General features: G+C 28.6%; 20 protein-coding genes, 1 pseudogene and 1 riboswitch. Of the genes and pseudogenes, 17 read left to right on the top strand and 4 right to left on the bottom strand.

The window, feature by feature from the left end:
- Window positions 1-161: 161 nt before the first annotated feature.
- The 6 genes from CLSA_RS11800 (at window position 162) to CLSA_RS11775 (ending at window position 4,754) form a co-directional block, all read left to right on the top strand.
- Window positions 162-1,082: a nuclease-related domain-containing protein gene (locus CLSA_RS11800; RefSeq protein ID WP_022746564.1), complete on the top strand. Its 921-nt coding sequence runs from the start codon at window positions 162-164 to the stop codon at window positions 1,080-1,082.
- A gap of 231 nt (window positions 1,083-1,313) precedes the next feature.
- Window positions 1,314-1,826 carry an RNA polymerase sigma factor gene (locus tag CLSA_RS11795; protein ID WP_144079386.1) on the top strand — a complete coding sequence of 171 codons (513 nt, stop codon included), beginning with the start codon at window positions 1,314-1,316 and terminating at the stop codon, window positions 1,824-1,826.
- Window positions 1,805-2,275 carry a hypothetical protein gene (locus CLSA_RS11790; RefSeq protein WP_022746562.1) on the top strand — a complete coding sequence of 157 codons (471 nt, stop codon included), beginning with the start codon at window positions 1,805-1,807 and terminating at the stop codon, window positions 2,273-2,275. Before CLSA_RS11795 ends, CLSA_RS11790 begins: the two co-directional genes overlap by 22 nt.
- On the top strand, window positions 2,256-2,780 hold the full coding sequence (locus CLSA_RS11785; RefSeq protein ID WP_022746561.1) for a hypothetical protein: 525 nt from the start codon (window positions 2,256-2,258) through the stop codon (window positions 2,778-2,780). The genes CLSA_RS11790 and CLSA_RS11785 overlap by 20 nt, the downstream gene beginning before the upstream one ends.
- The gene (locus CLSA_RS11780) at window positions 2,773-3,078 is read left to right on the top strand and encodes a LiaI-LiaF-like domain-containing protein (RefSeq protein ID WP_022746560.1); all 306 of its coding nucleotides are present in this window, start codon (window positions 2,773-2,775) and stop codon (window positions 3,076-3,078) included. The genes CLSA_RS11785 and CLSA_RS11780 overlap by 8 nt, the downstream gene beginning before the upstream one ends.
- 494 nt (window positions 3,079-3,572) lie before the next feature.
- Window positions 3,573-4,754 carry a NupC/NupG family nucleoside CNT transporter gene (locus CLSA_RS11775; protein WP_022746559.1) on the top strand — a complete coding sequence of 394 codons (1,182 nt, stop codon included), beginning with the start codon at window positions 3,573-3,575 and terminating at the stop codon, window positions 4,752-4,754.
- 123 nt (window positions 4,755-4,877) lie between these two features.
- Here the strand turns inward: CLSA_RS11775 and CLSA_RS11770 are convergent, their stop codons facing one another.
- Window positions 4,878-5,612 carry a GntR family transcriptional regulator gene (locus tag CLSA_RS11770; protein ID WP_022746558.1) on the bottom strand — a complete coding sequence of 245 codons (735 nt, stop codon included), beginning with the start codon at window positions 5,610-5,612 and terminating at the stop codon, window positions 4,878-4,880.
- 372 nt (window positions 5,613-5,984) lie between these two features.
- On the opposite strand from CLSA_RS11770, the gene udp (CLSA_RS11765) reads away from it, so the two are divergent.
- From udp (CLSA_RS11765) to CLSA_RS11745, 5 genes are all read left to right on the top strand, one after another.
- Window positions 5,985-6,764, top strand: coding sequence for a uridine phosphorylase (gene udp / locus CLSA_RS11765; RefSeq protein ID WP_022746557.1), 780 nt, complete (start codon window positions 5,985-5,987; stop codon window positions 6,762-6,764).
- 244 nt (window positions 6,765-7,008) lie between these two features.
- A complete protein-coding gene (locus tag CLSA_RS11760) occupies window positions 7,009-8,190 on the top strand; it encodes a NupC/NupG family nucleoside CNT transporter (protein WP_022746556.1) in 1,182 nt (393 codons plus the stop codon).
- 334 nt (window positions 8,191-8,524) lie between these two features.
- Window positions 8,525-9,304, top strand: coding sequence for a uridine phosphorylase (udp, locus tag CLSA_RS11755; protein WP_022746555.1), 780 nt, complete (start codon window positions 8,525-8,527; stop codon window positions 9,302-9,304).
- Between the two features lie 243 nt (window positions 9,305-9,547).
- Window positions 9,548-10,738, top strand: coding sequence for a phosphopentomutase (locus tag CLSA_RS11750; RefSeq protein ID WP_022746554.1), 1,191 nt, complete (start codon window positions 9,548-9,550; stop codon window positions 10,736-10,738).
- Between the two features lie 21 nt (window positions 10,739-10,759).
- The gene (locus CLSA_RS11745) at window positions 10,760-11,443 is read left to right on the top strand and encodes a YczE/YyaS/YitT family protein (protein WP_022746553.1); all 684 of its coding nucleotides are present in this window, start codon (window positions 10,760-10,762) and stop codon (window positions 11,441-11,443) included.
- Between the two features lie 171 nt (window positions 11,444-11,614).
- On the opposite strand, the gene CLSA_RS11740 is transcribed toward CLSA_RS11745, so the two are convergent.
- Both CLSA_RS11740 and CLSA_RS22535 read right to left on the bottom strand, forming a co-directional pair.
- Window positions 11,615-13,042, bottom strand: a complete 1,428-nt coding sequence (locus CLSA_RS11740; RefSeq protein WP_041716258.1) for a DUF4317 domain-containing protein — start codon at window positions 13,040-13,042, stop codon at window positions 11,615-11,617.
- A 204-nt stretch (window positions 13,043-13,246) separates the two neighbouring features.
- Window positions 13,247-13,363 (bottom strand): annotated as a pseudogene (locus CLSA_RS22535) (DUF4317 family protein); the annotation flags it as partial.
- 254 nt (window positions 13,364-13,617) lie between these two features.
- On the opposite strand from CLSA_RS22535, the gene CLSA_RS11735 reads away from it, so the two are divergent.
- The 6 genes from CLSA_RS11735 (at window position 13,618) to CLSA_RS11710 (ending at window position 21,099) form a co-directional block, all read left to right on the top strand.
- Complete coding sequence (locus CLSA_RS11735) at window positions 13,618-14,865, top strand: glycoside hydrolase family 16 protein (protein ID WP_022746551.1); 1,248 nt, start codon at window positions 13,618-13,620, stop codon at window positions 14,863-14,865.
- A gap of 109 nt (window positions 14,866-14,974) precedes the next feature.
- Window positions 14,975-15,691, top strand: coding sequence for a zinc dependent phospholipase C family protein (locus CLSA_RS11730; protein ID WP_022746550.1), 717 nt, complete (start codon window positions 14,975-14,977; stop codon window positions 15,689-15,691).
- 507 nt (window positions 15,692-16,198) lie between these two features.
- Window positions 16,199-17,542 carry an FAD-dependent oxidoreductase gene (locus tag CLSA_RS11725; protein ID WP_022746549.1) on the top strand — a complete coding sequence of 448 codons (1,344 nt, stop codon included), beginning with the start codon at window positions 16,199-16,201 and terminating at the stop codon, window positions 17,540-17,542.
- Window positions 17,543-17,728: 186 nt separating this feature from the next.
- A complete protein-coding gene (locus CLSA_RS11720) occupies window positions 17,729-18,169 on the top strand; it encodes a MarR family winged helix-turn-helix transcriptional regulator (RefSeq protein ID WP_022746548.1) in 441 nt (146 codons plus the stop codon).
- 26 nt (window positions 18,170-18,195) lie between these two features.
- The gene (locus CLSA_RS11715) at window positions 18,196-19,617 is read left to right on the top strand and encodes an MFS transporter (protein ID WP_041716584.1); all 1,422 of its coding nucleotides are present in this window, start codon (window positions 18,196-18,198) and stop codon (window positions 19,615-19,617) included.
- Between the two features lie 159 nt (window positions 19,618-19,776).
- Window positions 19,777-21,099 (top strand): IS3 family transposase, encoded by a 1,323-nt coding sequence (locus CLSA_RS11710; protein WP_022744368.1) that lies wholly within the window; start codon window positions 19,777-19,779, stop codon window positions 21,097-21,099.
- Window positions 21,100-21,181: 82 nt separating this feature from the next.
- On the opposite strand, the gene CLSA_RS23450 is transcribed toward CLSA_RS11710, so the two are convergent.
- The gene (locus CLSA_RS23450) at window positions 21,182-21,346 is read right to left on the bottom strand and encodes a hypothetical protein (RefSeq protein ID WP_022746546.1); all 165 of its coding nucleotides are present in this window, start codon (window positions 21,344-21,346) and stop codon (window positions 21,182-21,184) included.
- Between the two features lie 453 nt (window positions 21,347-21,799).
- Window positions 21,800-21,888, top strand: a riboswitch (cyclic di-GMP riboswitch).
- Window positions 21,889-21,975 lie beyond the last annotated feature (87 nt).

Here is a 21,975-nt window from a genome sequence, read left to right as displayed (position 1 = left end):
AAAGTTATAGATAAAGAGGCAATCAGAGAAATACAAATTTTAACTATAGTTGGTGCGAATGATGGAATTTTGAATAGAAAATGCTTAGTTGAGTGTAACAGGGGGGACTGATAAAGTAAAATTGACATCAAGGTTAAGTAAGTGTAAAAAAATGTCCTTAAATGGATTTAGAATTAAGGCATAAATTAAGTGAAGGATGTGTAAAAATGAAATTACCAAATATTATTTATATTTTCCCGTGTATTATAGTATTAATTTTTATTATTTCAATAATTTCTGCAATAACAAATGGCATAAAGTTGCATAAGCTGAAGAAAATTGGAGATAAATTAATAAATAATCAAACTAACGATTTGGTTGAAGATTATGCGAATTTATTAAAATCTGCACGTGTTATTAATCATCCAAATGAATGGCAAAAACTTAAAAATGTATTTTTTGCTGTTTATAATTCAAAAACAGTATCGGGACATATCAAGAAAAATTTATATAATGAGTTATTAAAAAAAGGATGTAGATTAGGTAGAGATAATTTTAATTTTGAAACAGAGGAAGAAAGAATAAAAAAGAGTGGGCAAGTAGGCGAAAGTATCGTAGCATATAATTTAAAATGGTTACCAGAAGAATATAGAGTTCTATATAACATAAAGTTAAGTTCTATTGTTGGTGTTCAAGAGTTCGATAATATAATAATAGGATCTAATGGTATCTTTCATATAGAAACAAAGAATTTTGGTGGAGAAAGAGGCTGTAAGATTAAAATTAATTCATCAGGTAGCTGGATTAAGCAATATGGAGATATTGAAACAGGCATGGAAAGTCCAGAGTTTCAATTACAAAGGCATGATAAGGTATTGAAAGAAAACTTGGACAAACATTATGGTGCTGGAGAATATGTTCCCCATGGAATTATAGTACTATCTAATGCTAAAACAATACTTGAAGGAACAGAAAATTCAGATGTGCCAGTTATAAAGTCGGATTCTATAGTTAAGTACATAAGTAAATATGAAGGAGATAAAAGACTATCACAAGCAGAAATTAATAGTATATATGAAAAATTACAATTGATAAAAAGATAGATATTAGAGTTCGAACTACATATGTCAAGCGGATATATTAGAAGATAAAAAATTATAAAGTTAAGATTTAATTTCGATATTAAGGCGCATGAAAATAGATTTGCTATTTTCATGCGCCTTAATTGGATTCGGATATTTTGAATTATAATGTAAATTTAAAATTATTTTATAAATATTGAAGTGTTTTATAGTTCTTAATCGTTATAGTTAATGTAAGGATTAAAGAAGGTGGTGATAACAATTGAAAAAGAACAATTTGAAATTTGCATAAAACAATATGAACGTTTAATTATTACTATTTGCTTATCCTTTACGAAAAATTATTTTGACGCTGAAGATTTAGCTCAACAAACATTTTTAGCGGCGTATCAAAAGTGGGAAAGCTTTGATGGTGATAATCTTAAGGCTTGGCTTACTACAATTGCCGCAAATAAGTGTAAAGACTACATTAAGAGTAAAGCTAGGACAACAGTTAGTCTATCAGAAGAGGAATATGGAATCTTAGAGGATAAGGGAGATTCACCAGAAGAAACGGTAGTGAAAAAGAACACTATGGAGAGAATACACAGTGTATGTAATAAGTTAAAAGAGCCTTATAGAACTGTAGCTGTAAGCTATTTTTGCAAAGGTATTAAACTTTCACATTTAGCAAAGAAAACAGGAAAGAACATTAAAACTTTAGAAACACAGCTGTATAGATCAAAAAAATTATTGAAAGATTTATGGAAGGAGGAGTTTATGTGAATGGTGTACTATTTGATAAGGAAGGGCATTTAACTGAAGAAACATTGAAACTACTTAAATTCGGTAATTTAAAGGATGAAGATTTGATTTCTATATTGGATCATATTAGTGATTGTCAAAAGTGTTCTGGTGCATTTGCAGACAGTTTTAAAGATGATGAACTTGCAGACGCTCCTTTAGGATTTCAAGAAAAAGTACAAATTAAAATTAAAAATAAGAAACAAAGCACTATTACGTTTAGTTTTTATTGTGCTAAAGTTGCAATTGCAGCTAGTATAGCATTAATGATGGTTTTTTCAAATGGATTAAATTTTTTGGCTAGTACAAAAACAAGTTATGTAAAGCCAGTAGATTTTAGTGTTTTAAACTCAATTAATACAAATCTTAATAGCTTTTCTCAAAAAATAATTAAATTGGAGGTTTTTAATAATGATAAAGAAAAAAAGTAGATTTTTAACTTTTGTTTTTTCAATGTTGCCTGGTGCAGGACATATGTATATGGGATTTATGAAGACAGGTGTATCTTTTATGTCTGTATTTTTCTTTTTGATATTTTTTTCTTCTTGGCTTGATGTGGGACCATTACTATTTTTAGCTCCACTTATTTGGTTTTATGCATTTTTTGATTGTATTAATAGAATGAGTTTAGATGAGGAAAAGCTTTTACTTTTAGAAGATAAATATCTATTTTCTCTTGATAAGTTGACTGAATTGGATAAAAATGTATTTAAAAAACGTAAACTTGCCATAGGCGTGTTAGTATTATTTTTTGGTGTTTATTTACTATATCAAAATATAATGCATTTCTTAGAACCACTTATTCCAAATGAACTTTATTATAATCTTTATAGTTGTATGAGACAGGTACCTCAAATAATTATAGGAGTAGCAATAGTTATGTTTGGCCTAAAGCTTATAAAAGGGAAGAAAATGGAGAGTGAGGTTGATGATTAAGGGACGTAGAGTAGGTACATTAACTGCAGGTATTGTTTTAGTTGTATTTGGTATACTGTTTTTACTTAGATTAATTAGCACTAATATTAATATTTTTCAAATAGTATCCCTATGGCCACTTATATTAATTAGTGTAGGAGTAGAAGTTATTGCAGCCTACATAATAAACAAAGAAGAAATAATAAAATATGATTTTAAGGCAATAATATTAGTTATTATTTTAGTATTCTTTGCTATGGGGATGGGTGGAGCTGAATTTATAATTACCCATTTGTCAGAGTTTAGAGGAAATATTTAATTAACATTAATTATTTAGAAAATCATGTTTTGCATTTATTATGAAACCCATGAAAATGAACTACCACTGCCAAGCAGGCAATGGATAGTTCGTTTTTGTGGGTTATTTCAGTTTATATAAAATTAAGAAATTTTTCTATGTTGAATAAATAACAAACATAGTTCTATAATTTTCATCAATATAGTGCTTCATAACTATTTCTAAAATGATATTTTAATTTTCTTTTAAGAAAATTAAAATTAAACCTTTATAAATGTTGAAAAGGAATATATAATAAGTAATGTCGAAAAAATGCAACATAATTCACATATTGTAATAAAAAGAAAATCTGCTATATATTTGTATGAATCTAAGGTTATAAAGTAAGACTACAAATTATGGATTGAAGATTGTTAAAAAATAAATATAGCAATCTACTAAAAAGTAAAGTGTTTTTATTGTAGCAGATAGATAACACCATAATATTAAAGTTTTCGTTAGAGAGGAGCATAAATATGAAATATATTATTGGAATTATTGGATTAGTTGTTGTTTTAGCACTTGCATGGCTTGGGAGTTATGATAAGAAAAATATAAAGTACAAGCCTATAATCGTAATGCTTGCATTACAATTCATACTTGGCTTTGCTATATTAAATACTGAAATAGGAAATTTTTTAGTAGGTGGTATAGTAAATGGTTTCCAAGTACTACTTAAGTGTGCTGGAGAAGGCGTGAATTTTGTATTTGGTGGATTAGTTAATGATAATCAGTATACATTTTTTATTAGCGTTCTTTTACCAATAATCTTCATTTCAGCTTTAATTGGTATTTTACAATATATAAAAATACTTCCTATTGTAATCAAATATATAGGGAAAGTTTTAAGCAAAGTTAATGGAATGGGAGAATTAGAATCGTATAATGCAGTAGCATCAGCTATTCTTGGACAATCTGAAGTATTTATTTCAGTAAAAAAGCAACTTGGTTTATTACCTAAACATAGATTATATACTCTTTGTGCATCTGCTATGTCAACAGTATCTATGTCCGTAGTGGGTTCTTATATGGTTCTTTTACAGCCTAGATATGTTGTAGCTGCACTTATTTTAAACTTATTTGGTGGATTTATTATAGCATCAGTTATAAATCCATATAATGTAACAGAAGAAGAAGATATTCTAGTAGTTGATGAAAAAACAAAACAAACATTTTTTGAAGTTCTTGGTGAATATATTATGGATGGATTTAAGGTGGCAATTACAGTTGGTGCTATGTTAGTTGGATTTGTAGCAATAATTACCATGATTAATACAGTATTTAAGATGATTTTTGGAATTAGTTTTCAAGATATACTTGGTTATGTATTTTCTCCATTTGCATTCTTTATGGGTGTACCTTTAAATGAATCAATAAAAGCTGCAAGTGTAATGGCAACTAAATTAGTTTCTAATGAATTCGTTGCAATGAACTTATTAGCAAGCGGAAGTGTAGAGTTGTCAGCAAGAGCAACAGCTATTGTTTCTACATTTTTAGTTTCATTTGCAAATTTCGCATCAATTGGAATTATTTCAGGAGCAGTAAAAGGACTTAACGAAGAACAAGCAAATGTTGTTGCACGTTTTGGACTAAAACTATTATATGGTGCAACATTAGTGAGTCTTTTAACAGGAACAATTGTTGGATTAATTATTTAAAATAAGTAAGATATATTAAATTAAGTTATATAAAAAGTTATTGTTGTAAATAGGACAAACACTTTACAAAAATTAAAAAAACATAAGGTATCTAAAAATAAGAAGATAACCTTATGTTTTTATTTATTTTTTGGGATGGAATTTAATTGAACTGTTTTTTATAGGCAAATAATGTTTATTAGATGCAATGGGAAATTCTGAATCCTTATATATAGTTTCTTGTATTAGATGAAAGTGATTTTCTGGTGAAATTGGATCGGTTTTAGCAGTAAAATTTCCAGAAGTAGAATACTTGATTTCAACTAATATATCGCTGGATATTTCATAAATATCTTTTTCTAAAAACTTCAAAATATTATCTTGATTGTTTAAATCCAAATTAAATTTTGAAATAGTTTCAATAGGTAATAATGTAAAAGTATAAGCTATTGCATGTCCTTGAAATTTATACCATCTATCTATTAAGACTACGGCAGCAGTCTTATTGACTAAAATTTGATTAAAGTAATCTGTTGATGGTTCTATACGAAGCTGAATTTTAACTTCGTCAATTTCATCGTTCATGCATTTGTATACAGGGTGCCCCATTGTTTCAAGACCTACATTTTTTTGAGATTCGGATTTTATTATAAAATTTCCTTTTCCTCGAATATTACGTATTAGGCCATCATCCTGTAATAATGCAAGCGCTTGTCTTAATGTTGTTCTGCTTACACCTATTAATTTTGCAAGTTCAGGTTCTGAGGGCAATCTACTTCCTTCTGGAAAAGTACCTTCATTTATCATTTTAAAAAGTTGATTATATACACTTACATATCGTAATTTTTTTTCCTGTCGAATTATATTAAATTCATTCATAAAATATCACCTTTCCGTATATATAAGCTTGTTTAGACAAGTGAACAAATCAAACATGATTCTTTACCAAATATGGTATTATATTAGGTCTAAATACTATATTTATCGAAATTGAATTGTTATACTTGCTTCGCTATAGCTATTAATTATAGTATGATGAAAGTGTTCAAGTTACATTTTAGCACAGGTTGTTAGCAATGTATAATCCAAAATTTTGAAAAAATGTTAAGTAAACCTTGACAGGAAGAAATAGACATGTTATTCTCTGTGTATAGACAATTATACAAGTTAGTGGACAAGTTACATGATATTCAATATTTTTAACACGTGATTGTAATCGTATTCTAAATTAATTAAATGGAGGGATTTTTTATGACAGATTATACAGAAGGCTCAGGAAAACAATACCATATCAATATTGGAAAAGGAGAAGTTGGTAAGTATGTTATATTACCAGGAGATCCTAAAAGATGCAAAAAAATAGCGGAACATTTTGAAAATCCAAAGTTGATTGCTGATAATAGAGAATATACTACTTATACAGGATATTTAGATGGTGTTAAGGTAAGCGTTACATCAACAGGAATAGGTGGACCATCAGCTGCAATAGCATTAGAAGAATTAGTAAACTGTGGTGCTGATACATTTATAAGAGTAGGCACATGTGGTGGAATGGACATAGATGTTAAAGGTGGAGATGTAGTTGTAGCTACTGGAGCAATTAGAGCTGAAGGTACAACTAAAGAATATGCTCCGATTGAATTTCCAGCAGTTGCAAACTTTGAAATTGCAAATGCATTAGTTCAGGCTTCGAAAGAATTAAATAAAACATATCATGCTGGAGTTGTTGAATGTAAGGATTCATTTTATGGCCAACATTCGCCAGAAACAAAGCCTGTTAGTTATGACTTATTAAATAAATGGGACGCGTGGTTAAAGTTAGGATGCCTTGCTTCTGAAATGGAATCGGCTGCTTTATTTGTAGTAGCAAGTTATTTAAAAGTTAGAGTTGGATCAGTCTTTTTAGTAGTTGCTAATCAAGAACGTGAGAAAGCAGGACTTGAAAATAAGCAAGTGCATGATACAGAAACAGCAATAGAAGTTGCAATTCAAGCAATTAGAAATTTAATAAAAGCTGAAAATCAAAAATAATTCAATAAAAAACTACTCTAATATATATGTTGTAATATGATTTAGCGATTTAGTAATATAGTACTTAGTTTTTATGTGATTTCAATTTTCAACATATATATTAAGAGATTATTGCTAATATCTTTTAATAAAAACAATTTTAAAGAATAAATCTTTTGATATCACAAAAATAATTAACTGAATGAATATTAATTAAGCTGGTTAGAACATAATATTAAAGTTTTCGTTAGAGAGGAGCATAAATATGAAATATATTATTGGAATTATTGGATTAGTTGTTGTTTTAGCACTTGCATGGCTTGGGAGTTATGATAAGAAAAATATAAAGTACAAGCCTATAATTGTAATGTTTGTATTACAATTCATACTTGGCTTTGCTATATTAAATACTGAAATAGGAAATTTTTTAGTAGGTGGTATAGTAAATGGTTTCCAAGTACTACTTAAGTGTGCTGGAGAAGGCGTGAATTTTGTATTTGGTGGATTAGTTAATGATAATCAGTATACATTTTTTATTAGCGTTCTTTTACCAATAATCTTCATTTCAGCTTTAATTGGTATTTTACAATATATGAAAATACTTCCTATTGTAATCAAATACATAGGAAAAGCTTTAAGCAAAGTTAATGGAATGGGAGAATTAGAATCGTATAATGCAGTAGCATCAGCTATTCTTGGACAATCTGAAGTATTTATTTCAGTAAAAAAGCAACTTGGTTTATTACCTAAACATAGATTGTATACTCTTTGTGCATCTGCTATGTCAACAGTATCTATGTCCGTAGTGGGTTCTTATATGGTTATGTTACAACCTAGATATGTTGTAACAGCACTTATTTTAAATTTAATTGGAGGATTTATTATAGCATCAGTTATAAATCCATATACTGTAACAGAAGAAGATGATATTCTAGTAGTTGATAAAAAAACAAAACAAACATTTTTTGAAGTTCTTGGTGAATATATTATGGATGGATTTAAGGTGGCAATTACAGTTGGCGCTATGTTGGTTGGATTTGTAGCAATAATTACCATGATTAATACATTATTTAAGATGATTTTTGGAATTAGTTTTCAAGATATACTTGGTTATGTATTTTCTCCATTTGCATTCCTTATGGGTGTACCTTTAAATGAATCAATAAAAGCTGCAAGTGTAATGGCAACTAAATTAGTTTCTAATGAATTCGTTGCAATGAACTTATTAGCAAGCGGAAGTGTAGAGTTGTCAGCAAGAGCAAATGCTATTGTTTCTACATTTTTAGTTTCATTTGCAAATTTCTCATCAATTGGAATTATTTCAGGAGCAGTAAAAGGACTTAACGAAGAACAAGGAAATGTTGTTGCACGTTTTGGACTAAAACTATTATATGGTGCAACATTAGTGAGTCTTTTAACAGGAACAATTGTTGGATTAATTATTTAAAATAAGTAAGATATATTAAATTAAGTTGTATAAGAAGTCATTGTTGTAAATAGGACAAACACTTAATAAGAATTGAATTGCTATACTTGCTTCGCTATAGTTATTAATTATAGTATGATAAAAATGTTTAAGTTACATTTTGGCACAGGTTGTTAGCAATGTATAATCCAAAATTTTGAAGGAAATATTAAGCAAACCTTGACAGAAAAAAATAGACATGTTATTCTTTTTGTATAGACAATTATACAAGTTAGTAGACAAGTTATATAATATTTAACATTTTAACATATAATTGTAATCGTATTCTAAATTAGATTAAATGGAGGGATTTTTTATGGCAGATTATACAGAAGGTTCAGGAAAACAATACCACATCAATGTTGGAAAAGGGGAAGTTGGTAAGTATGTTATATTACCAGGAGACCCTAAAAGATGCAAAAAAATAGCGGAACATTTAGAAAATCCAAAGTTGATTGCTGATAATAGAGAATATACTACTTATACAGGATATTTAGATGGTGTTAAGGTAAGTGTTACATCAACAGGAATAGGCGGACCATCAGCTGCAATAGCATTAGAAGAATTAGTAAACTGCGGAGCTGATACATTTATAAGAGTAGGCACATGTGGTGGAATGGACATAGATGTTAAAGGTGGAGATGTAGTTGTAGCTACTGGAGCAATTAGAGCTGAAGGTACAACTAGAGAATATGCTCCGATTGAATTTCCAGCAGTTGCAAACTTTGAAATTGCAAATGCATTAGTTCAGGCTTCAAAAGAATTAAATAAAACATATCATGCTGGAGTTGTTCAATGTAAGGATTCATTTTATGGCCAACATTCTCCAGAAACAAAGCCTGTTAGTTATGACTTATTAAATAAATGGAATGCGTGGTTAAAGTTAGGATGTCTTGCTTCTGAAATGGAATCAGCTGCTTTATTTGTAGTATCAAGTTATTTAAAAGTTAGAGTTGGATCAGTATTTTTAGTAATTGCTAATCAAGAACGTGAGAAAGCAGGACTTGAAAACAAGCAAGTGCATGATACAGAAACAGCAATAGAAGTTGCAGTTCAAGCAATTAGAAATCTAATAAAAGCTGAAAATCAAAAATAATTTAATAAAAAACTGTTATAATATATATGTTGAGATATGATTTATTTATTGAGTTAGTAATATAGTACTTAGTTTTTTGATATTTCAATTTTCAACATATATTAAGGGATTATTGCTAATATCTTTTAATAAAAACAATTTTAAAGAATAAATCTTTTAATATCATAAAAATAAATTAACTGAATGAATATTAATTAAGTTGGTTAGAATTAATATTCATTCATTCATTAGGAAGGAATAATTATGAAGAAATATAAAAGAATTTTTACAATTGTAATTGACTCACTTGGAATTGGAGAAGAAGCAGATTCAAAAGAATATGGAGATATTGGTGTTGATACGCTTGGCCATATAGCAGAATCAGTGGAAAACTTAAAAATTCCTAATTTACAAAAGTTGGGTTTGGCTAATTTGCATCCAATTAAACATGTAGAATCTGTAGAAAAGCCTTTAGGTCATTTCATGAAAATGAAAGAAGCAAGTGTAGGTAAAGATACAATGACTGGCCACTGGGAAATGATGGGGTTAAGAATAGATACTCCATTTCAAACATTTACGGATACAGGATTTCCACAAGAGTTATTAGATGAGTTAACTAAAAGAACAGGGCATAAAATTGTAGGAAATAAAAGTGCAAGCGGTACTGAAATATTAGATGAACTTGGTGAACATCAGATGAAAACAGGAGATATGATAGTATATACTTCAGCAGATTCTGTTTTACAAATTTGTGGTCATGAAGAAACATTTGGTTTAGATGAACTTTATCGCTGTTGTGAAATTGCAAGGGAAATAACTCTTAAGGATGAATGGAAAGTAGGAAGAGTTATAGCAAGACCATATGTTGGAATGAAAAAAGGTGAATTTAAACGTACAAGTAATAGACATGATTATGCTTTAAAGCCATATGGAAGAACTGCACTTAATGTATTAAAAGATAATGGTTTTGATGTGATATCTGTTGGAAAGATAAATGATATATTTGATGGTGAGGGTATAACAGAAAGTAATAAATCAAAAAGTTCTGTTCATGGAATGGAACAAACATTAGAAATAATGGATAAAGATTTTAAGGGATTATGTTTTGTTAATTTAGTTGACTTTGATGCATTGTGGGGTCACAGAAGAAATCCTATTGGTTATGCAGAAGAATTAGAAAGATTTGATATTAACTTAGGAAATGTATTAAATAAACTTGGAGAAGATGATTTGCTTATAATTACTGCAGATCATGGTAATGATCCAACTTACAAAGGCAGCGATCATACACGTGAATTTGTTCCTTTCTTAGCATATTCACCATCAATGGCTGAAAATGGAGTAATGGAAACAAGTAATGGGTTTGCAGCTATAGGAGCTACAATAGTAGATAATTTTGGATTACAAATGCCTGAAAATACAATCGGAGAATCTGTACTAGACAAACTTATTTAACACTAAGAAAGGTATTAGTAGATGAACAATACAATTGAGAAACTAAAGAAAAAATCAAATATAAATTTTTTGATTAGAATATTAATATCATTAATTGGAGTTGCATTTGTTGGTTTTGGAATTGCATTTAATTCAGCTGCAATGCTTGGAAATGATGCAGTAGCAATTATATATGATGGAATTAGGAATGCATTTGGATTTCAGTTAAGTGAATTAGGAATGATAACAAATGTGGTTAATTATTCAATAATAATAATCGCATTTATACTTAATAAAAAGTATATAAACATAGGAACATTCATATATACAATTCCTATGGGAACTTTTGTTGGAATAGGTTCTAAAATTCATGAATATATGCATTTTTCTAATATTTTAGAGTCGAGAATATTAAGTTCAGTGCTTGGATGTTCAATGACATTTTTAGGGCTTGGAATTTTTATTGCAATAGATATTGGATTAGATCCATTTACAAGTATACACATGATAGTAAGAGATGCAATAAAATCTCAATATAAAACAGCAAGAGTAATTTGTGATGTTACGTCAGTATCACTTGGTTTTATACTTGGAGGAAAAGCAGGTATAGTAACAGTAATTGCAGCATTAATAGCAGGACCGAGTATACAATTTGCATCAGAATTTTTCAAAAAAGTATTTGTGCTAAATATTAAATTAAATAACGATGATATTTTAGAATGTTAAATAGTAAGTTTTATTGTAAACAATAAGGAAATGATTTTTTTAATACATTAAGATGAAATTAAAGCGCAAGAAAATAAATGGGCAAATGGATTTGTTATTTTTTTGAATGTAATTAAGTAAAGAATAGACTAATACGCTTATAGCTTTGGTCTATTCTTTCTTTAATTGTGATTAAAGCAGGGCATCAATGCCGTTTACATTAGCTTGTTCATCATCGTCCATAGGAATAACAATACATTTTTGTCCATCAATTATTTGTGATTTTATTTGAGGGACTTTTTGAGGTTTTACATGAAGTACAATATCATAATTTGGCGTTGTATGTTCTTTAGATTCTATTTCAGAGTCAGAAGTTGGTTCTAAATTAGTATCAGAATCTATTTCGAAGTCAGAACTTTGTTCTAAAGTGGTAGAATCTATTTCAGCATTTGAAGTTGATTCTAGATTAATATCAGAATGTGTTTCTGATATAGTATTAGTCTCTGATTCCAAAGCTGATTCTTTCTCTGAATCTAATGTAGCAGCTTGCTTTGTTTTTTCAAGTTTTTCTTCTAGTATTTGTACTTTTTTTTCAAGTCTTTTTTCTTTTTTTCTTTGTTCATTTGCGGCAAGTACTTTTGCATCAATTAAATGATCTACTACAGGAGGAGTATCACCAAATTCTTCTGTATATGATTTTTCGATTTTGGCAGTGATTTCTTCAGGAATTCCGCTTTCAATTAGAATATCTTGAATATTATCATTAGTCAAAATTACAGGTTCAGCATCTTTACCATTAACAGTATTATGATCATCTACTATAGTATTAAGAGTTTCTTGAATTTCCATAAATAAATGATCAGATTTTTTTTCATCACTGCCAATTGCATTACGAATAATAGTTTGGAATTTTTCTTTCTGCTCAGTAGCAGTTTGCTTTGAACTACAGCCTAAAACTTCTTCCATGAATTCTGGATGTGGATCTTTTGCATTTTTTGTATAGTACATAACTGAATGAATGTCAGTACTACGGTCTATAAAAGCTGGAAATACAAATCCAAGATCAGGGGGACCAACTGTCCAATCTCTAATACGTGCACCAATTCGATTTTCATCTTCAAGATAACCAAGAGCTGGTTTGGAAAGTGACACTGGACATATTGCACATAAAACATATTCATATACTTCTTCAGATTCATCTAACTTTGAATTATCTGTAGTTTTTATTAGAACATCATAAGCGTCGTGAAAAATGAGTATTAGAAAATTACCAGTGTAATCATAGCTATCTATAATTGATTTATAGAAGTTATCAAGAAGATCATCATCTTTTAATTTGCTTTTTTTTAGTTCCATTAAAGAAAGCTGCTTGCCACCTATAGTTTCTTCATTAAGAGGAAAGTTAAGTTCTAAAATATTATTTCCAATTGTACCGGATAATGTTTTTCTTGCAATTTCTAAGTATTTGAAGAATTCTTCCTCTCTTAAATTTAAAAAAGTTTCTTTAAGATTTAAAATAATATTCTTTTCTCCATTTACATAGCAACCACACATTTTGGTAAATGTACATTCATCCTTTTTTAATCGTCTTTTTAATTCCAATATGTCTTTTTTTCTCATATATAAACCTCTCATTTCATGAATTTTTCTAAGGCACATGAAGGAATGCGCATTAGAACATAATAAAGAATATGCTACTTAATATAGTATAGTGTTCAATGAACAGCTCTGCAAGTGAGAAAATAAATGAAAAATAGAATTGAGCAATATGTGGTAAAATATTGTTGTGTATTAATTAGCTGTAAGTTAATGATATAATATATACTTAAGATTTAAAATAATATTCTTTTCTCCATTTACATAGCAACCACACATTTTGGTAAATGTACATTCATCCTTTTTTAATCGTCTTTTTAATTCCAATATGTCTTTTTTTCTCATATATAAACCTCTCATTTCATGAATTTTTCTAAGGCACATGAAGGAATGCGCATTAGAACATAATAAAGAATATGCTACTTAATATAGTATAGTGTTCAATGAACAGCTCTGCAAGTGAGAAAATAAATGAAAAATAGAATTGAGCAATATGTGGTAAAATATTGTTGTGTATTAATTAGCTGTAAGTTAATGATATAATATATACATATTTAGTTTAAAAGTGAATTTGAACTAGAGATAGATAGGGGGATAACATGAAATCAAGTAAATTAATTTTGCGATTAGCAGTAAAAACTGCAATTATAACTAATTTAATTTTAGTAGGTAATATAAGTTTAGCTTCTTTAAAAGCACATGCTGAAACTACAACAGATAACTGGAAGCTTATGTGGAGTGATGAATTCAACGGAGATAAGATTAATCCATCAAATTGGACTTATGACATTGATGGACATGGATGGGGAAATAATGAACTTGAATATTATACTGATAGACCTGAAAATGCACGAGTTGAAGATGGCAATCTTATAATAGAAGCACGAAAAGAATCGTACAAGGGTAGTCAGTATACTTCAGCACGTCTAAAATCTGAAGGATTGCAAAACTTCCTCTACGGAAAAATCGAAGCAAGAATTAAGCTTCCTGAAGGTCAAGGTCTTTGGCCAGCATTCTGGATGTTGGGTTCAAATATGGCGTCAGTTGGTTGGCCTGAATGTGGCGAAATTGATATTATGGAACATGTAAATTTTGCTGATGATATTTATGGTACTGCTCATTGGAATGCACATGATGGAGAACAATATAAGTCTTATGGTGGTCAAATAAAAATTGATGTTACTAAATATCATAATTATTCCGTTGAATGGAGTCCAAATTCTATTAAATGGTTTGTAGACGATACTAAGTATGCAGAATACGATATTACAAATAGTGTTAATGGCACTAATTCATATCATAAACCATTCTTTATACTTTTAAATATGGCTGTAGGGGGAAATTGGCCTGAAAATCCTGATTCTTCAACTGAGTTTCCTGCTAAAATGTATGTTGATTATGTACGTGTGTATAATGATAGTTCATCAAAAATCCAAACAAGAAATATGTGGCTGAAGGATGAAAGTACTGGCTGCTGGTCCTACTTAGGTGAAGATGGAAACACGAAAACAGGATGGCTTTATGATAATGGAAAATGGTATTATTTTTATGGAAATGGCCAGATGGCAACGGGATTTATAAATCTTGGAGGGGATGCATATTACTATTTGGATGAGAGTAATACAAGCAATATTGGAATTATGCAAACAGGCTGGCAAAAGATTAATGGTTATTGGTATTATTTTAATACTAGCAGCGATAGTGGCGTTACTGGAATGATGAAAAAAGGATGGCAGAAAATAGATGGAGCTTGGTATTACTTCTATTATGGTGATGGAAAAATGGCTTCCAATACAAATATAGATGGTTATTACATAAATTCAAGTGGAGCATGGAGTAAAAGTTAATATATTATTTTTATTATGGAGTATAATTATTTCTCGTGTTACATGAATAATAATTAAAAATATGTTTATAATAATTTAGACTATAAATATACTTTTAGGAATGATGATTATGAATGTTTTAGAAAAGTTTTATTCATATGTATTTAAAAAAATACTACAAACTATAAATCCTGTGAAGAAGCGAATTATGAAAACCGAGTGTATAGTTCATAAATTTATAAATATTCAATCTTTAACGGTGCTTGGAAATGATGGAAATACAGAAGCTTATAAAATTATGAAATCATATATAAGTGATATAGAGGCTGGAGTAGTTTGGGCTGATCAGGATTTAAAAAGCAGTAATCATTTTTATAATCCAAATACTAATAAAGGATTATATGGTAGTAATGATGCAAAAAAAGAATGTATATCTTATTATACTAAGGCGTTAAATGAGTATTTACATGGTGATATTAAAAATTCAATGTTCTATTTAGGTGCTTCTTGTCATTTGATTCAAGACTTGACAGTTCCTCAACATGCTAATGTTAAGTTATTAAATGATCATAAAAGTTATGAAAATTGGGTGATTAGAGCCCATAAACATTATAATGAATTCAAAATCAAAGAAGGGGGAATATATTTTAATTCATTAGAGAATTACATTGATTTTAATAGTAAAGAAGCCATAAAAATATACACAAAATATTCTAGTGTAGAAAATAAGCAAGTCAGGTTTTATAAAATTACTTCGGAAATTTTAACAATGGCTCAGGCTACTACCGCTGGTTTGATGCTTAAATTCTATAAAGATATACAAGAAATTAAACCTCTTATGACTTAAAACAACCATGTCCTCAGTCTGCATGATATGATGATTTGGTGCTAATTTCTGCAGCAGTAGAAAATGTATAATTAACTTAATAAATATTTAAATGCAACATATATGAGGATATTTAATCGTAGTCAAAGTTTTAATCAAAAATTTATATGACTATGTATTATATATCCTCTATTTTATTGTCTATACAAAAAGTTGATTTAAAATTAACTATGCAGATATAAGTTACACCGTTAATCTCTATAAATATATAAAATTTATAGAGTATAATTTAAACTTATATTTCTAATAATTATATTAAGTATTTTATTAGTTAATCATATTATTCGATATAGAATATAGATTTATGTTTTAATTACTTGATTTTTACTATTAAACTAATAATATTTTTTGAATTTGCTTATTAAAAAAATGTTTTGATTTATTTTGAATAAGAATGTATAATAAAGCTGTGGATAATGATTATTAAATAAAAAGGATTATTTATATATAAATTAGGAGGGATTAACATTGAAAGTTATAGTAATAGGATGTACTCATGCAGGAACAGCTGCTGTTGTTAATTTAAAGGAGCTTTATCCAGAAAGTGAAGTAGTAGTTTATGAAAGAAATGATAATATATCATTTTTATCTTGTGGAATAGCCCTAAGTGTAGGCGGAGTAGTTACTGAAACAGAAAAGTTATTTTATAATTCACCAGAGAAGTTAAATTCTATTGGCGTTACAACTAAAATGAAGCATGATGTGTTAGATATTGATTTTAATAATAAAATAGTTAAAGTTAAAGATTTAGAAGATGATAGTATTTTTGAAGATAATTATGATAAATTAGTTCTAACTTTGGGTTCATGGCCAATAGTACCTAAATTTGAAGGTGGAGATTTAGAGAATATACTTTTATGTAAAAATTATCATCATGCAAAAGAAATAGAATCTAGAACAAATAATGCAAAAAATATAGTTGTTATTGGTGCTGGATATATTGGAGTGGAACTTGCAGAAGCTTTTAAAACAAAAGGTAAAAATGTCACATTAATAGATGCAGAAGAGAGAATAATGTCTAAGTATTTAGATAAAGAATTTACTGATATTGCAGAAGCAGAATTCAAAGATCATGGAATTAATTTAGTTTTGGGAGAAAAAGTTAAATTATTTAAAGGTGAAGATAGTAAAGTAACTCATGTAGTAACTGAAAATAAAGAATATGATGCAGATTTAGTTGTATTATGTATTGGATTTAAGCCTAGTACTTCTCTTGTAAAAGATAAGTTAGAAACATTAGAAAATGGCGCTATATTAATAGATGAATACATGAGAACAAGCAAAGAAGATGTTTTTGCTGGAGGAGATTGTTGTATTGTTAAATATAATCCAGCTAATGACAATAGATATATACCATTAGCTACTAATGCAGTTAGGATGGGAACTTTAATTGCTCAAAATATAATTGAACCTAAACTAAAATATATGGGAACTCAAGGTACTTCTGGAATCAAGATATATGAAAAATCTATAGCATCTACAGGACTTACTGAAGAAGTTGCTAAAAATACAACTAATTTTAATGTAGGAGCAGTTGTTGTTAAAGATAATTACAGGCCAGAATTTATGCCTACTTATGAAGAGGCAAGTTTAAAATTAGTATTTGATAAAGATACAAGAAGAGTATTAGGTGGTCAAATAATTTCAAATTTAGATTTTACTCAGTTTATGAACACATTATCTGTAGTAATTCAAAATAATATGACAGTTGAAGAGCTTGCAATGACAGATTTCTTTTTCCAACCACATTTCAACAAGCCTTGGAGTTTATTAAATATTGCAGCATTGGAAGTATTGAAAAACAACAATTAACATTCTATTGAAAATTAAATATAATGTTTTATTTAAAGCTGAGTTTTTTATATTGGAAAAAGCTCAGCTTTATTTATATTATACTTATGTTTGATTAAACTATTATAGAAGAAAAAGTTGACTAGTCAACAATAAAACAATATAATATTGTTGACTAGTCAATTAAATTTACAGGAGGTAAAAGCTGTGGAAAGAGAAACTACTAATTTTATAATGTTCAATAGTAAAATTTTTAGAAATACACAAATTTTTTTAGATAGAATTTTAAAGAAATTTGAATTAAGCAGCGGTTCAATTCCGTACATATTTAACTTAGAAAAAAATGAAGGCATCAGCCAAAATAAATTAAGTAAAGAAGTAGGCAATGATAAATCAATGTCAGCAAGAACAATTACAAAACTTATAGACTTAGACTTTGTATATAAGAAACAAGATGAGAAAGATAGCAGAGCCTATAATTTATATTTAACAGCAAAAGCCAAAGAACTTATACCTGAAATTCGTAAAGAGATTAAGACAGTTTTAGATTTGCTAACAGAAGATTTAACAGAAGAAGAGATGCTTATTACTGCAAAGTCCTTAAGGAAGATCTTGAATAAAACTCAAAGGTTAAAGGATAATGAGTAAAAGGAGGAATTTAAATGGAAAAAGAAATGCAAAAAGAAAATGATAGAAGTAGATGGTCTATATTGATTATAGTTTTAATGTTTACAGTTATGTCAGCATTAGATGGCAGTATTGTAAATGTAGCATTACCTAAAATGGCTATTGCTTTAAATGTATCAACATCTAGTATTCAATTAGTTGCAACAAGTTATTTAATAGTTATTGCCGGGACAGTATTAATTTTTGGAAGACTTGGAGATATGTTTGGAAAATCCAAGATGTTTACTTTCGGATTGGGTTTATTTACACTTGGATCTTTGCTATGTGGAATAACAAGTTCGTTTACAGTATTAATTTTGGCAAGAGTAGTACAAGCCATAGGCGCTGCTGGAACTATGGCTAATAATCAAGGGATTATTACAGAAACATTTCCTAAAAATGAAAGAGGAAAAGCGCTCGGATTTTTAGGAACGTCTGTAGCATTAGGTTCTTTAGTAGGACCAGGTCTTGGAGGAATTATAGTAGGTGCAGCCAGCTGGGAATATATATTTTTAATAAATGTGCCTATTGGTATAATAGCATTGTTTTATGCCATTAAATTATTACCTAAAGGTAATAAAAATGCAAAAGGAAAGTTGGATATTCTAGGTGCTGTATTATTTATATTTGCTATAGTTCCACTTTTTGGAGCTTTAGATGAAGGATTAAACATTGGTTTTACAAATCCAATGATTTTAACAAGTTTTGTTGTTGCAATCATTTCATTCATAGCATTTATTTTTGTGGAGAAGAAAAAAGAAGATCCACTATTACAATTGCAAATATTTAGTAATAAGTTATTTTCTTTAAGTATATTTTGTGCATTTGTAACATTTATAGCAATATTCTGCAACAATATTATTTTGCCATTTTATCTTCAGGATGTAATGAATTATACTCCACAGCATACTGGATTAATACTTATGGTTTATCCTTTGCTTTTAACTGTAGTGGCACCTCTTAGTGGAAGTTTATCAGATAAAATTGGTTCAGAAGTTTTAACATTTATAGGTTTAGTACTTATAAGTTTAGGATTAATATTAATGGCCACTTTAAATGTAGATTCAAGTTTATTAATTACAATAATATTTATTGGAATCATGTCTATTGGTATGGGATTATTTCAATCGCCTAATAATTCTTTGATAATGTCAACAGTACCAAAGGATAAGCTTGGAATTGCAGGAAGTGTAAATGCACTTGTAAGAAACTTAGGAATGGTATGTGGTATAGCTTTAGCTACAACACTTTTATATAGTATGATGAGTTCTAAAATTGGATATCGTGTTACAGATTATGTAACAGGAAGAAATGATGCTTTCATATATGGTATGAAAACTGTATATATAGCTGCGGCAATAATAAGTTTGGTGGGAGCTGCGTTAACTTTTTTCAGATTAAATAACAAAAAAACTAGTGAGAGCAAATAAATAAAAATTAATATTTAATAAGGTTTTCTATAAGAAAATAATAGACCAGTATGTTTTTTAAAATGGAACCTATGAAATAGACACTTAAAAAAGACTATTTTTATAGGTTCTTTTTTTGTACAATAAAATCAAGTATAAATTCAGTCAGGATGTGAACTAATGAGTAAAAAACTATTTACTAATAAAGAAATTGAATTGTTATCAAAGAATAAATATATAAAAAACGTCACAAATAAAGCAATCACGTATACAGATGAATTTAAAATACTTTTTATCGCTGAGCGTAGCAAAGGTAAACTACCTATTTATATTTTTCAGGATGCAGGATTTGATACAGATGTTATTGGAAATAATAGAATTTGGTGCGCAAGTAAAAGATGGCGTAATATTTATAATGAATCAGGAGCGCTTGGATTGAGAGATTCTCGAAAATTAAATAGTGGTCGTCCACTAAAACGTGAACTAACCGTGAATGAAATAATAGCTAAAAAAGATGCTGAAATTGCTTATTGGAAAGCGGAGGCAGAACTATTAAAAAAAATCGAGCTGCAAGAAAGGCAGGTGAAAAATAATAAATTAAGTTCAACATCAATATTCAAGATCATACAGAGTATAATTTCAAAATACAGTTATAAAAATATAATTTCTCATTTATGCAAAATAGCTGAAGTCTCTAGATCAGGATATTATAATTATTTAAATTCAAGTAATAAGCGTAATTCTAAAGATGAAAAGGATTTAGAATTAAAGCATATAATTCTTAAAGCATTTAATCATAGAGGCTACAAGAAAGGATCACGCTCTATAAAAATGGTTTTAGAACATGAATTTAATAGAGTAATAAATCGAAAGTGTATACAAAGAATTATGAGAAAATATAATATTGTGTGTCCAATTAGAAAGGCAAACCCTTATCGTAGAATGATGAAAGCTACTAAAGAACATACAGTTCTACCTAATACTTTGAACAGGGAATTCAAACAAGGTTTGGTCGGTAAGGTATTATTAACTGATATAGCTTATTTAACATATGGAGCATCTAATAGAGCCTATTTATCTACTATTAAAGATGCTTCTACAAATGAAATTCTCTCGTATCATCTTTCAGAAAGTCTTACATTAGATATAGCTACTGAAACTGTTAAAAAGCTGATGAGGAATCATAAAAAATTACTTGATAAAGATGTTTTTATTCATTCAGATCAAGGCGTTCATTACACTAGTCCTAGATTTCAAAAACTTCTTAAGAAATATAAAATTGGACAATCCATGTCTAGACGCGGAAACTGTTGGGACAACGCCCCGCAGGAATCATTTTTTGGACATATGAAAGATGAAATAGACTTAAAAATTTGTACAACATTTTACGAATTAGAATCAACAATTAATAATTATATGGATTACTATAATAATTACAGATACCAATGGGGACTTAAAAAGCTGGCCCCTGTTCAATATCGGGACCAGCTTTTAGCTGCCTAGCCTTTTTCAAAATGTCCTTGACATAGGGACCATTTTATTTGTATATTTCATATCATATTGGTCTATTATTTTTTTATGTGTTTTAATTACCAAATCTATTGAAGTGTTGACTTGAAACACCTTGTTGTTCTACAGACTTATGTTTTGCATTGGGATTATGATTATGGCCTTCTTCAGTTATTGGTATTTGATAATTACATTTTTCCATTCTTGCTACTTTATTATCTGGTTGACTATCCTTTGCCATGAAAATACCTCCTTACATAGTATTTATACAAAATTAGTATGTACACTAGTGCGCATAATTATCCGCTTATCTTAAAAATAACCTTATAAAATGTAGGAACCGTATGTGAGTCTAATTTCATTTTGGATAGACACATCATATAGAAATCAAGCTACAGGATAATGAATTAAATTCATATTTATCACATGTAATAATATTATTTTCTCAATTATTTTGTTTTTCTAAATTTTAATGGAGTTTTTTTATAAGTATTTTTAAATATTTTAGGGAAATAAGGAATATAATTGTATATTTTGTTCTGTGTTTTTGAATTATTTACTATGATATTCATAATTCACCATGAAAATTGTTGATTCGACTTTTGAAATATGATATTATAATTGTGATTTAAGTATAAATTTAAACTTTATTATATATTATCGCTATATCTAAAAAAATATTAAGTAAATCAAATATTGTAAATAGCAAATTCATTGAAAGATGGAGACGCAAAGCCATGAGTCTAAAGCAATAGTTGTTGCCATGATAGTCAGGTTGCCAAAAATATTAGTAGTTTATTTTATGGCAGGCAATATCTTTATTGCCTGCTTATTTTATTAACAAGTTAGTAATAATCGGTAGGGGGAAAT

Source organism: Clostridium saccharobutylicum DSM 13864 (assembly GCF_000473995.1).
In the GTDB taxonomy this organism is placed as follows: Bacteria; Bacillota; Clostridia; order Clostridiales; family Clostridiaceae; genus Clostridium; species Clostridium saccharobutylicum.
The sequence above is the reverse complement of the archived record's forward strand: the minus strand, read 5'-3'. Positions and strand labels throughout refer to the sequence as shown.